This window comes from Pseudomonadales bacterium, assembly GCA_024234435.1.
Classification (GTDB): Bacteria; Pseudomonadota; Gammaproteobacteria; order Pseudomonadales; family Porticoccaceae; genus JACKOF01.
The window spans coordinates 91,767-104,914 of record JACKOF010000003.1; the positions used below are offsets into that span (position 1 = coordinate 91,767).

General features: G+C 51.1%; 7 protein-coding genes. 2 read left to right on the forward strand and 5 right to left on the reverse strand.

What is annotated here, in order from left to right; genetic code table 11:
• Window positions 1–125: 125 nt before the first annotated feature.
• From H7A02_12985 to H7A02_13000, 4 genes are all read right to left on the reverse strand, one after another.
• Window positions 126–1,775, reverse strand: a complete 1,650-nt coding sequence (locus tag H7A02_12985; protein ID MCP5173173.1) for a dihydrolipoyllysine-residue acetyltransferase — start codon at window positions 1,773–1,775, stop codon at window positions 126–128.
• Window positions 1,776–1,790: 15 nt separating this feature from the next.
• On the reverse strand, window positions 1,791–4,451 hold the full coding sequence (aceE, locus tag H7A02_12990) for a pyruvate dehydrogenase (acetyl-transferring), homodimeric type (GenBank protein MCP5173174.1): 2,661 nt from the start codon (window positions 4,449–4,451) through the stop codon (window positions 1,791–1,793).
• 182 nt (window positions 4,452–4,633) lie between these two features.
• Window positions 4,634–7,480, reverse strand: a complete 2,847-nt coding sequence (locus tag H7A02_12995; protein ID MCP5173175.1) for an insulinase family protein — start codon at window positions 7,478–7,480, stop codon at window positions 4,634–4,636.
• Window positions 7,481–7,510: 30 nt separating this feature from the next.
• Entirely contained in the window at window positions 7,511–8,581 is a 1,071-nt protein-coding gene (locus tag H7A02_13000; protein MCP5173176.1) for an AI-2E family transporter, read from the reverse strand.
• A 330-nt stretch (window positions 8,582–8,911) separates the two neighbouring features.
• Here H7A02_13000 and H7A02_13005 point away from each other — a divergent pair, with 330 nt between their 5' ends.
• Window positions 8,912–10,246: a M48 family metallopeptidase gene (locus H7A02_13005; protein ID MCP5173177.1), complete on the forward strand. Its 1,335-nt coding sequence runs from the start codon at window positions 8,912–8,914 to the stop codon at window positions 10,244–10,246.
• Between the two features lie 29 nt (window positions 10,247–10,275).
• Here H7A02_13005 and nadA read toward each other — a convergent pair whose 3' ends face one another.
• Window positions 10,276–11,355 carry a quinolinate synthase NadA gene (gene nadA / locus H7A02_13010; GenBank protein MCP5173178.1) on the reverse strand — a complete coding sequence of 360 codons (1,080 nt, stop codon included), beginning with the start codon at window positions 11,353–11,355 and terminating at the stop codon, window positions 10,276–10,278.
• Between the two features lie 363 nt (window positions 11,356–11,718).
• Between nadA and H7A02_13015 the strand changes: the two genes are divergently transcribed.
• The gene (locus H7A02_13015; GenBank protein ID MCP5173179.1) at window positions 11,719–13,050 is read left to right on the forward strand and encodes a 4Fe-4S binding protein; all 1,332 of its coding nucleotides are present in this window, start codon (window positions 11,719–11,721) and stop codon (window positions 13,048–13,050) included.
• Window positions 13,051–13,148 lie beyond the last annotated feature (98 nt).

Genomic DNA, 13,148 nt, shown 5'->3' on the forward strand with positions numbered 1-13,148 from the left:
CATCATAAGATGCGGTTTTTTGTTTGCCGTAACCATACTGTGAAGTCATACCTGTATTCGATCAAGCACAGCGTACGCTCACAACATGTGACGCCCGGGTTTAGCTACACATAGCTAAATCGCTGTTATAGCGCCAGTCGCCGCAAATCTGCCAACTGTGCAATCAGGAAAGTGAAAAACCTGCCGCCATCCGCACCGTTTATTGCGCGGTGGTCGTAGGACAGCGCTAGAGGTAGCATCAACCTTGGCACAAATTCTTCGCCATTCCAAACCGGCTTTGTTTGCGATTTGGACACCCCCAGAATAGCCACTTCCGGGGTATTCACGATGGGTGTAAAACCGTTTCCGCCGATAGCACCCAGGCTGGAAATAGTGAAACAGCCACCTTGCATATCTGCTGCTGTCAGCTTTCCCTCTTTGGCTTTTAGCGCCAGAGCGTTAACTTCTTCGGCGATTTGCCAGATACCTTTTTCGGCAGCGTGACGGATAACTGGCACGACCAGTCCTTTGGGAGTATCAACTGCCATGCCGATATTAATGTAGTGCTTCTGAATAAAATGCTCACCGTCGCTACTGATAGAGCGATTAAATTCCGGATGCGCCTTTAATGTATGAGCGCAGGCCTTGATCAGGAATGGCAGCGGGGTAATTTTTGTATCGCGGCTTTCGGCTTCCTGTTTGAGGGATTTTCGAAACGATTCCAGCTCGGTAATATCCGCATCGTCAAACTGGGTAACATGGGGAACATTGAGCCAACTACGCTGCATATTCGCCGCGGTAAGCTTCTGAATTTTGGTAAGAGGGACTACCTCTGTATCACCAAACTTGCTGAAATCGATATCGGGTACTGAGGGAATGCCGGAGCCAGATCCGCCATTTGACTCAGCAATGGCAACCGCATTTTTTAAATATTCATTAAGATCTTCTTTAAGAATTCTGCCCCGCGGACCTGTGCCTGTGACTCGACGTAAATCCAATTCCAGCTCGCGAGCCAACTGACGTGCCGCCGGGCCTGCGTAAACATCTGCGCCAGGCATTAGTCCAGCGCTGGCTTCCGGCGTATCAGAAACATCAGATGAATCACCCGCTACCGCAACAGACACTGCAGCAGGCGTCTGTTCTGACAGCGTATCTGTTGCAGGGGTATCAAGCGTCGTCGTTGTATCGGCGGCAATCTGTGCGGAAACCCGCAGCACGGCAATATCATCTGACTGTTTGATCTTATCGCCTTCCCCCACCAGGAGCTTTACGACCTCACCGGAAAAAGGTGAAGGAATATCCATTGTCGCCTTGTCGGTTTCAAGCACCAGCAATGCATCACCTTCCGCAATCTGATCACCCACTGAAACCGATATTTCCACCACTTCCACTGCCTGATCCGTGCCAATATCGGGCACTTGAACAGTTTGCTCTGCCAGACTAACGTCAACAGTCGTCACGGGCTTTTCGGCAACAGGGTCTGCCTCCTGTTTCAGGTTATCGGCAACATCGCCCTCGCTACTGTTGGCAACTGCTGGCTCAATCTCGGTGTCTGCGGCAGCTGTTTCAATCTCAACAATCGCCGAGCCTTCGCTCACTTTGTCGCCGACATTCACCAGCAGATTTTTTACGATACCCGCTTTCGGGCAAGGAATATCCATTGTCGCTTTATCCGATTCCAGAACAACAAGTGATTGCTCCGGCTCAACAGATTCTCCCGGGCTGACCGACAACTCAATCACCTCGACACTGTCTGCGCCCCCCAAATCGGGCACATGGATGATTTCAATCGACACTCTGGAGGCTCTCCTCTAACTCTCTAGCGGGTTGGTTTTTTCAGGGTTGATGCCGAAATCGCTAATAGCACCGGCAACAACAGCAGCCTCAATCTGCCCTTCGTCGGCCAGCGCTTTCAATGCGGTGATCACAATAAAATCGGCATTTACTTCAAAGAAGTAGCGCAACTGTTCACGGCTGTCACTGCGACCAAATCCGTCAGTGCCCAACACGTGGTAACTGGCTGGAACATAAGCCCGCAGTTGTTCGCTGTAGCTTTTCATATAATCAGTCGCTACCACAACCGGCCCCTGTCGACCCTTTAACTGTTGTGTCAGATATGCTTCTCTGGGTACATCTGTGGGGTGCAACCGATTCCAACGGTCTGCGGCCTGCCCATCCCTTGCCAGCTGATTAACGCTAGTAAGACTCCAGATATCGGCGCTAACGCTGTATTTTTCGTCAAGTATTGCCGCCGCTTTGCGAACTTCATTGAGGATCGCGCCAGCCCCCATCAATTGCACTTTGGCTTTTGACTCGTCGGCGCCATTCTCTTCCAACAGGTACATGCCTTTAATAATACCGTCTTCAACACCCTCCAGCATCGCCGGCTGAACATAGTTCTCGTTCATGGTGGTAAGGTAATAAAAGCAGTTCTGTTTTTCCTGAAACATACGCCTGATACCATCCTGAATAATCACAACCAGCTCATACCCGTATGCCGGATCATAACTGATGCAATTCGGTATGGTATTAGCCAGAATATGGCTGTGACCATCCTGGTGCTGTAAGCCCTCACCATTCAGCGTGGTTCTGCCGGACGTAGCGCCCACCAAAAATCCGCGAGCTTGCATGTCGCCCGCAGCCCAGGCCAGATCACCAATACGCTGAAAACCGAACATGGAATAGTAGATGTAAAAAGGAATCATCGGGCAGCGGTTGTTGCTGTAGGATGTGGCCAGCGCCATCCAGGCAGACATGGCGCCCGCTTCGTTAATGCCCTCTTCCAGAATCTGGCCTTTCTTGTCCTCTTTGTAATACATGATCTGGTCATGATCCTGTGGCACATACTGCTGTCCTGCAGAGGAGTAAATGCCCAGTTGCCGGAACATGCCTTCCATGCCAAAAGTGCGCGCCTCGTCCGGCACGATCGGCACAATTCTTTCGCCAATAGTCTTATCTTTTACCAGTGCATTTAACTGGCGCACAAAGGCCATGGTCGTTGATATCTGGCGGTCCCCGCTGCCTTCCAGCAATTTGCTGAAGCTACTCAAATCAGGCGCTTGCAGCGCCTCAAAATCGGGATTGCGAGACGGTACCGGGCCGTTGAGGGCTTCCCTGCGACGGCGCATATAGGTCATTTCCGGACTGTCAGCAGGTGGCCGGTAATAAGGGACTTCTTCAAGCTTGTCATCTGGTATAGGCACACCAAAACGATCCCTGAAAGTTTTCAGGCTCTCGAGATCCAGTTTTTTAATGGAGTGAGTATCATTGGCAGCCTCACCCCCATCAGCTCCCATGCCATAACCTTTTACCGTATGCGCAAGAATCACTGTGGGCTGCCCTTTGTGCTGCATCGCCTCGGCATAGGCCGCATAAACCTTGTAGGGGTCGTGCCCACCACGATTGAGGTACATGATGTCATTGTCACTGAGGTCAGCAACCAGCTCCAGCAGCTCGGGATATTTGCCAAAAAAATGCTCCCGAACGTACGCGCCACCATTATGTTTGTAGTTCTGGAATTCCCCGTCACAGACTTCATCCATACGCTTCTGCAAGAGGCCGGTTTTATCGCGTTCAAAAAGCGGGTCCCACAACCGTCCCCAGACAACCTTGAGCACATTCCAGCCAGCGCCACGAAACACGCCTTCCAGCTCCTGAATAATTTTACCGTTACCGCGCACCGGACCATCCAAACGCTGCAAGTTACAGTTGATAACGAAGATCAGATTTTCCAGCCCCTCGCGCCCGGCGAGGGAAATAGCGCCCAGCGTTTCCGGCTCATCACATTCGCCATCACCGAGAAAGGCCCACACTTTACGTTCCCCCCGGGGAGATAAATCCCGCGCAGACAGGTAACGCATCACGTGCGCCTGATAAATTGCCTGAATGGGGCCGAGCCCCATGGAAACAGTCGGGAACTGCCAATAATCGGGCATTAACCAGGGGTGGGGATAGGACGACAGCCCGCCACCATCAACTTCGCGACGGTAATTGTCCAGGTGGTGTTCGTCAAAGCGCCCTTCCAGATACGAGCGTGCATAGATTCCAGGGGCACTATGGCCCTGAAAATAGATCAAGTCACCGAGCTGCTCACCCTCGTTGCCACGAAAAAAATAGTTAAACCCGACATCGTAAAGCGTGGCTGCCGAGGCAAAAGACGCAATGTGGCCACCGATACCTTCTTCCGGTTTTTTGTTAGCCCGCATCACCATTGCCAATGCGTTCCAGCGAACCAGCGAACGGATTTGTCTCTCCATAAACAGATCGCCCGGCATTCGTCGTTCACGATTGGAGGGGATGGTGTTCCGAAACGGTGTTCTGACTGCTTCCGGCATAGGGACACCAAAACCTGTTGCCCTGTCGATAAGTTCCTGAATCAAAAAAGCGGCCCGCTCTTCTCCCTGATGTTTCAGTACAGCATCAAGCGATTCCAGCCATTCCCGGGTTTCAACAGGATCTGTGTCGTTATTCATTAACGTCTCTTCAAAAATGGTTAGATTTTTATACAGTTAGTTTTTTATATAGTCAGTTTGCGAAACAGTTAGGCATCGCACCCTATCTCTCGAAGTATACGACAGTCGCCCCTGATACATAAGACCTCTCATGAAGAAATCCGGGATACTCAGGTGCAATAAAACATCAGGAACCGGCTGCCTTACTCATCACTACCTGCTACCGGGTATGCTGGCAACAGATATCGACCCGCATTATCAAGAGATTTTATCGACACTGGTTCGTCTCCAGTGATCACTTGCAAGCTGAACTTCTGGCTGAGAAGCACGGCTTTATAAAATTGGCGAATATCCTCCGGCTTCAGTTGTTTGACCTGCTCTATCAGCTTATCTCTTGAATCAAACTGCCAGTCACGCAAATCGATACTGCCCCAGAAACGGGCCGATTGCTCTGCAAGGTTTTTGGGTTTCTCCTGAAGAATAGCCAGCAGACCCGAGCGGTGCTGCTCGAATTCACTGTCGGACAGTTCTGCTATCTGTTGCTCGAATTCAACCAGAAATTCGTCAATGGCAACGATCAGCTGACGACTATCCGCCACAGGGGATTGAACCAGCAACGCCATACCCGGTACCCGCTGAAAGGTAGAATCAACTGCCGCCACAATGTAACCCAGTTGCTGCTCTGTTCGTAAACTGTGAAAAAACGGCGCCTTGATAATCTGCCTCATCAGAAGCATCCGAGCCCTTTCAGTAATACTGTCGTTACGTCCCTGGTAGTAACGAATCACAGCATTATCCGGGTGATCCAGTGCCAGCTGGCTAAACAGCGGACGGCTGTCGTTCAGTTTGATAACCGGACGGGGGTAAATATCGGCAACCGTTCCGGTACGCGGAAAAATGGCGTACAACCGGTCTGCAATTTGTGATGCCTCCGATTCTGAAACATTACCACCCACAAATACTTCAACTGCTGCACCAATGTACACCCCATCAACAAACTGCTTAAGCCTCTCCTCATTGGCACTCTCCAGCACGCGTAATAAGTCTTCAACGGGGAAGCTGGTGGTTTCCAATATTTGCGGCACCTCGCTCCACACTTGTCGATATGGCGGATCTTTTTTGCTGTTATTCAACTGGCGGATAAGCTCCAGGCGAACGCGTTCGAAATCGTTCGGCTGCCAGCAGCCGCAGGCCACAGCTTTGGAAACAACAGCGGCAAAGCCTGGCAATTTGTCGTCAAACCCGCCAACCAGCACTTCAAAACCGTCAGCACTTCGGCTGACAGAATATGCCAGCCCCGCCAGCATTGCCTGATAGCCTGTTTCATTGAGGTTCTCCTGTACCAGTCTTAAATAAAGATCGGTTAAGGCTGCCCCTTCCACGGTGGTCACCGCCGGAGTTTTGATGGACAGATACAGATGTGCTTTGGGAACGGGGTAAGGGCTGCCAGCTCCGCTTCGATAGTGCCAGAGCCGGTACGAATGCCCGTTCTTAACCAGAGTCGGCTGCTCCGATGATTCGGCATTTGCAGTTAACAGATCGAAATTTTCCGGCACATACGGATTTGGCTCAGGGAGTGTAAGACCTGAATCGTTAACACCATTGTTCAGTCCGGACAACTCCGGCAGCAGGGGTTTTACACTGAAAGGAACGTCATACATCTCTGTTACCCGATCCACTTTGACCTGCGGACCACTGAGCACAACTACCGCATTTTCCAGTGTCATCCGGTTCAGTAAGCTACTGATTAGCTGCTGATCAAACTGGTCCATCCGGTAGGGGCCACGCAGAAAATCGTCAACCGGATAATCATGCATATTTGAGGCGATCCGACTGACATAATGTGTTGGCGATGTTTTCTCACGGAACCGAAACTGCATCGCCGCCAGAGCGCTCTGTTCGGCATATCGCCAGTCATTGACACCCTGTTGCTTGATCAGGGTTATCTCGTCAAACAACATGCCGAGAACTTCCGGCCAGTGCTCCATTCCCTCTGCCGTCAACATAACCCCAACCCGAAACAGACTATTGCGGCGATCGTCCAGATCTGTCCCTGCCGAGAGGCCTTCCGCCCAGCCCTTACCTTTTAAACGAGCCAGTAAACTGCCCGCCCCCTCGTGGCCAACAAGATCGCCGATATAAGTCAAAGGCTTCCGCCGATAGAGCGCTTTCACAGAGGGTAATTCAAACATAACCTCCAGCTCCCGCAGCTCTTGCTCAGGGCGAACCGTCAATAACAAGGGCAGTTGTCCGGATTTGAAAAATGGCTGTGTCTGATCCGGCAACTGCGTTTCATGATTTGGAATCAGCGAAAATCGATCTCTCACCATGGCTTCAAGCTGCTCAAGATCAAAGGGAGCAATAACCGCAAGTGTCATTCGATTCGCAGAGTAGTGTCGCTGATAGAAATCCAGCAAGTCTTGCCGGACGGTGCGTTCAGGGCGGTCGGCCAACGTGTCCAGACTGCCAACACTGAACTGGGAAGCCGGGTGCGAGGAGTTAACAATCTCGCGAAGGGCATCCTGTCGACGCCGGTAATCGTCCTTGATTTTCGCCATATACTCGGAGTGAACGGCATTCTTCTCACGCTCGACATACTGTTCATTAAACAGCGGCGCGACAAAAAAACGGGAAAATCGCTGCAATGCACCGTCAAGGTAGCCGACGTCTATATCAAAAAAATAGTTAGTTTCTTCGTATGCCGTGTAGGCATTATGGGCGCCCCCATGGGCACTGATATAGGCCTGATATTCCCCGGGGTCGGGAAACTGGTCGGTACCGAGAAACAGCATATGCTCAAGGAAGTGCGCCAACCCAGCTCGCTGCACAGGGTCCTGTGCGCTACCAACCGAAACCGATAATGCAGCCGCCGCTTTATCTGCTTCTGCATCACTGATCAGCAATACCTGTAAATCGTTTTCAAGTTGCAGGAAACGGTATGCACGATTATCGGTTTCAGGAATAACAGGAGTAAAGCTGCGCCGGTTATCCAGTGTGCCGCAACCCGCCAGCAAAACAAACAACCACAGAAATCTTATTACTTTTTTCATAGAAAACTTCGGATGATAAATTAAAGGAGTTTATTCAGACATTGATACCGGGTCATCAGTTCGCGGCCAGGCGTTATAAAGCGCCTTAACCAGAGTTGCCAGAGGAATGGCAAAGAATACCCCCCAAAAACCCCACAGGCCTCCAAATACCAGCACCGAAAGGATAATGGCAATGGGATGCAAATTGACCGCTTCAGAAAACAGCAGAGGTACGAGAACATTGCCATCGAGCGCCTGAATAACACTGTAAACAAACATCAGCCAGAAAAATGGTGCCGTCCAGCCCCACTGAAAATAGCCCACCATGGCAACCGGCACCGTTACCACGGCCGCACCAATATAGGGAACAACGACTGACAAACCGACAAGCAGAGCCAGTAATGCCGCGTACTGAATACCGAGAACAATGAAGGCCAGATAAGTAGTCACACCCACCACCACGATCTCGATGGCTTTGCCGCGCACATAGTTTGCCATTTGCTCGTTCATCTCCACGCCAATGCGACGCATAACCGGTCGCTCGCTTGGCAGTAATGACGATAACAGCGCCAATAGCTCATCCTTATCTTTGAGCATGAAGAAAATCAACAGTGGCACCAGGATGGAATAAACCATGATAGCCACCACATTGGGAAACGAGCTGACTGAAAATGACAGCGCTCGCTCGGCAAACTGTCCGGCTTCCGCCGACGCATAACTGATCAGCTCGCTGAGTTGTTTCTCAGAAATAAATTCCGGGTACTTTTCCGGCAGTAACGACAAGGTATCGCGCCACTGACTCAACATACGGGGTATCTGGGCCACCAGATTTGACGCCTGTCGCCCCACCAAAGGCACAATAAACAACAGCATGGCAAAAAAGGCACCTACCCAGAGGGCAAACATGATAATCACCGCCGCAAGCCGGGGAACCTTGCGTCGGCAGAGCCTGGCCACCCCTCCCTGCAAGAGAAAGGCAACAACCAGCGCAACCAGAAATGGCGCTAGTACATCACCCAGTGCCAGCACCGCCAGCGATGCGGCTATCAACAGTAAAGCCAGCAATACTGCCTCTTCATCCCCCAGGTAACGATTTACCCAGCTACTGAGCACTTGCCACATCATTATTTACCGTCGCATTTGTTATAAGATTACCGATTGGCAAGAGTACGGAATGACTGCTGGGCCTTCAAGGATAAAATACGCATAATGGCACCTGCACCTTTACCAATTACTGTGGTCATAAAGACTGCCAAATACTTTTGGTTGCCTGTGGTCAGCAATTTGATGCTCAGGCACTGATTAAATGGAGATGAAAGACATATCGTGCTGTTTCGATTACCCAAGAGCCTGTCGGCCCTGCTTTGCCTGTTTGCTCTCGCCGTAACCTCCCCAGCCTACGTACAGTCGGCTGACGTCCAGCTGCCGTCTCTGGGAGACAGCACCTCTGGTATTATTTCACAACAGCAGGAATACGAGCTGGGTCGCAGCTGGCTGCGAATGTATCGCAGCCGTGTGCCACTGCACAACGATCCCGAACTGCTTCACTATCTTGAGCAACTGACATTCAAGCTGGCGAGCAATAGTGAACTGAACGATTTCCGCCTGGAGCTATTGCTTATTAACAATCGCACCATGAATGCCTTCGCTGTTCCGGGCGGCGTTATCGGGGTTCACACCGGACTGTTCAGTTATGCCAAATCAGAAGATCAACTGGCTTCAGTGCTGGCTCACGAAATTGCCCACCTTAGTCAGCGACATTTTGCCCGTCGCGTAGACGAGCAACGCAAAAACTCAAAACTCACAATGGCGGGCCTGTTAGCCAGTCTGGTTCTCGCCGCCACGGTGGGCGGCGATGCTGGCATAGCGGCCATGACCGCAACTCAGGCAGCATCGCTTGAAAATGCGCTCAGATACAGCCGCCAAAACGAACAGGAGGCAGATCGCTTTGGCATGGACACGATTCACGCCTCGGGCATGAACCCTGCGGCAGTACCTGAAATGTTCGAGCAAATGCTTCAGGCCACTCGCTACACGGGCCACAAACCACCCGAATTTCTTCTAACCCACCCGCTGACCGAAAATCGCGTTGCCGACGCGCGAGGCAGAGCCAATAAATATCCGGTGAGACATTACCCCCACAATGCCGATTATTATTTAATGCAGGCGCGCGCCTTTCTGGCGATGGACCGCAACCCCACGCAGTCCATAAAACGCTTCCAGAGCGAGCTGGAAGGACACAGCCTGTCCAAAGATGCATCGTTATACGGATTGGCTCTGGCTCAAATTGCGGCATCACAGTTCCCAGAAGCCAGACAGTCAGTGGATCAGCTATTGGCGCAAGAACCCGATAAGCTCGCCTATCTGATGGCAGATATTGCTCTTGAGCGAGAATCAGGCAACCTGAACACGGCCATAAAAAAAGCCGACCTGTTGCTGCCCACGCACACCACCTACTACCCCTTGCTCTTTTCTCAGGCTGAGAATCACCTGCGAGCAAATCGTTATGATCAGTCAGAGATTATTTTGGAGAGACTCAGCAAGGACAGGCCAAACGACCCGAATGTCTGGTTTCAGCTCGCAGAAGTACGTGGACTCGCGGGCAACATTTCCGGTGTACATCAGGCCCGGGCAGAATATTTTATTCTCATCGGTGTATTTGATCAGGCGCGTGAACAGCTTGGTTACGCCGCACGACTGGCAAAACAGGATCACAAGCAAAGCGCTATTATCAGTCAGCGTCTGAGGGATTTGAAAGACCTCGAAGACAAGTCTGCAAAGTTATAAAAAGCGGTCATAATACTCGTCAGTGAGTGTTAACCCGCCTCAGCCAGTTGCTGTTCACGAAAATCCAGCATTCGCTGCAGAGAAATCATCGCCTGCTGCCCTACAGCTGGATCAACCAGCACTTCGTTGGAGCCCTGTTCAAGCACCTCTACCATATTCTCCAGATGATTCATCGCCATCCAGGGGCAGTGGGCACAGCTGCGACAGGTCGCACCTTCACCGGCTGTCGGCGCAATAATCAGCTCCTTGTCTGGAGCCATTTGCTGCATCTTATAAAAAATACCGCTGTCTGTTGCCACAATAAACTGCTTGTTGGGCAGTGTCTGGGCCGCATGAATAAGTTGCGATGTGGAGCCCACCGCATCAGCGATATCAACCACAGCCTCAGGTGATTCAGGGTGTACCAGAACTGCCGCATCCGGGTAAACCTTCTTCAGGCTCGCCACGCCACGCGATTTGAATTCTTCGTGAACGATGCAACTGCCATCCCATAACAGCATGTCGGCGCCAGTCTGTTTCTGAACGTAACTACCCAGATACTTATCGGGAGCCCAGAGCACTTTCTCACCCATCGAATCGAGATAATCCACAACATCCAGAGCAATACTTGATGTCACCACCCAGTCCGCTCTCGCCTTGACCGCGGCGGAAGTATTAGCGTAAACCACAACGGTACGGTCCGGATGCTGGTCACAAAAAGTACTGAAGTCATCAGCAGGACAACCCAGATCCAAAGAGCACGTTGCCTCCAGAGTTGGCATCAACACCCTTTTCTCCGGCGTCAGGATCTTTGCTGTTTCGCCCATAAATTTCACCCCTGCAACAAGCAATGTTGAAGCCGGGTGGTTTTTCCCAAAGCGGGCCATTTCCAGTGAATCGGAAACAAATCCGCCGCTTTCTTCTGCCAACTGCTGAATCTCGGGATCGGTGTAGTAATGCGCCACTATGACCGCATCCTTTTCTTTCAACAGCTCAAGAATTCGGGCCTTGTAATGCGCCTGCTCTTCAGCAGTGTATTTGGGCTCTTCGTGAATCTGGTCAAGATACGACTCCACTACTTGATAGTGAGCGGATTCTTCGGCAATACGGGCAGATTTGGGGTTGTTCATGTGGCGCAAAGGACTTCATGGGATGAATGTAGGGTTGCGGCATTTTATCACAATAGAACAATAATCGAACTGCTGAAAAACTGCCGTCAGGGAAAGGACTGCCAACCATGCGAAATAATAATCAATAGCATCATAACTTGATGCAAATCATTATCATTTGTATTTATTCGAGAAATAATGGCGCCTGGAAACAAATAAAAACCCGATCATTGAATACAAGACGACACTTTGAACAGACCAGAGCCCTTTCCAAACAACCGACGCATTCCAGTTGTGCCGATCGACGAAGATTCGGGAGAATCACTGGTACAGAAAATTGAGCATTTTTTTGTCACCCAGAGGCACCGGTTATTTCTGGTTCACATGGTTATGTTTCTGGGTTTCCTGGCCCTGTTGTTTCTACCGCTATTTTTATCTGAGCCTTCCGCGCAGGCAACACCTCTCAGCCACTTTACAGAATTTGCCAGCTATATTCTGTGGGGCGTCTGGTTCCCCTTGACACTGTTATCCGTTATTTTTTCAGGTCGAAGCTGGTGTGGGCTGCTATGCCCGATGGGTGCGGCTTCAGAATGGGCAAACAAATATGGGCCTCGAATAAGAATACCGCGCTGGCTGCGATGGGAAGGCACCCCCATTGTCAGCTTTTTGCTGGTCACCATACTGGGACAGACGTTAGGCGTTCGCGACCACCCGGAGGCAGTTGCCCTGGTGTTTGGTGGCACATTAATGGCCGCCATCGCCATTGGCTTTCTGTTTGGCAACCGGAAACGCGCATGGTGTCGACATGCCTGCCCGATAGGTTTATTGCTCGGGGTATTCTCGCGTATCGGCGCTATCCAGTTTATTCCAAAACGGCCAAAAACTGGCCGTACGAACTACACCGAAAAAGGCATCTGCCCCACGTTAATTAACATCAGCCAGAAAAACGAATCACGCCACTGTATTGAGTGCTTCCGCTGCGTGAACCCAAAGGCAAAAGGTGGCTTGAAGCTGGCGGCAAGACGCCCCGGTTTGGAAATAGAAAATATTCGCCAGCACAACCCGAACCCGGCAGAAATCTGGTTTCTATTTTTGGGCACGGGCACAGCTTTAGGCGGTTTTCTGTGGCTATCGCTAGACCTGTATCAACAACTGAGACTGACTGTGGCTGGCTGGTTTATCGATAACAACCTGCTCTGGATTGGCGACTCAGGACCCTGGTGGCTGATGAGTGTTCATCCCGAACGTCGTGAAGTATTTACCTGGCTCGATTTCATCATGATTGTGGGGTTTATGAGCTTCTGCGCGCTGACCCTCGCAGCCATGCTATGGACGAGCACTTATCTGAGCGCATGGTTGTCCAGAGTGCAATCAAGGCGCTCGGCAAACACGGCGTTTTTTGAAGAAACAAGCTTAAAAAAGAGCGCCATAGAACTCGGCTATCAATACACCCCCGTAGCACTGGTATCGCTGGTAATAGGGCTGGGGGCAGAGCTTTTTCAACCCCTGCAGTTACTGGGACTAACCCATTTCGGAATCAGTTCGGTCAAGCTAACCCTGTTTGCCATGAGTTTACTGTGGAGCATCTTTCTCGGGTACAGAATTCTGGGGCACCAGCATATCGACAAGGGTGATCGCTGGCTGCCACTGATACCCGGCATTGCCGGAAGTTCGATTGTTGCCGCCGCTTGGTGGCCAGCACTGTTTGGTGGTTAATGCCAAAAAATGAAATTTTCAGGACGACAGCGATATGAAACAAATTCGACAACGACTAAAGGAGAACACCCGTGATTAAACAATTAGTAGGCACCTTT

Excerpts from the sequence above, each read along its gene's own strand:
- aceE (MCP5173174.1), bottom strand. The coding sequence starts at position 4,451 with ATGAATAACGACACAGATCCTGTTGAAACCCGGGAATGGCTGGAATCG.
- H7A02_12995 (MCP5173175.1), bottom strand. The coding sequence starts at position 7,480 with ATGAAAAAAGTAATAAGATTTCTGTGGTTGTTTGTTTTGCTGGCGGGT.
- H7A02_13000 (MCP5173176.1), bottom strand. The coding sequence starts at position 8,581 with ATGTGGCAAGTGCTCAGTAGCTGGGTAAATCGTTACCTGGGGGATGAA.
- nadA (MCP5173178.1), bottom strand. The coding sequence starts at position 11,355 with ATGAACAACCCCAAATCTGCCCGTATTGCCGAAGAATCCGCTCACTAT.
- H7A02_13015 (MCP5173179.1), top strand. The coding sequence starts at position 11,719 with ATGGTTATGTTTCTGGGTTTCCTGGCCCTGTTGTTTCTACCGCTATTT.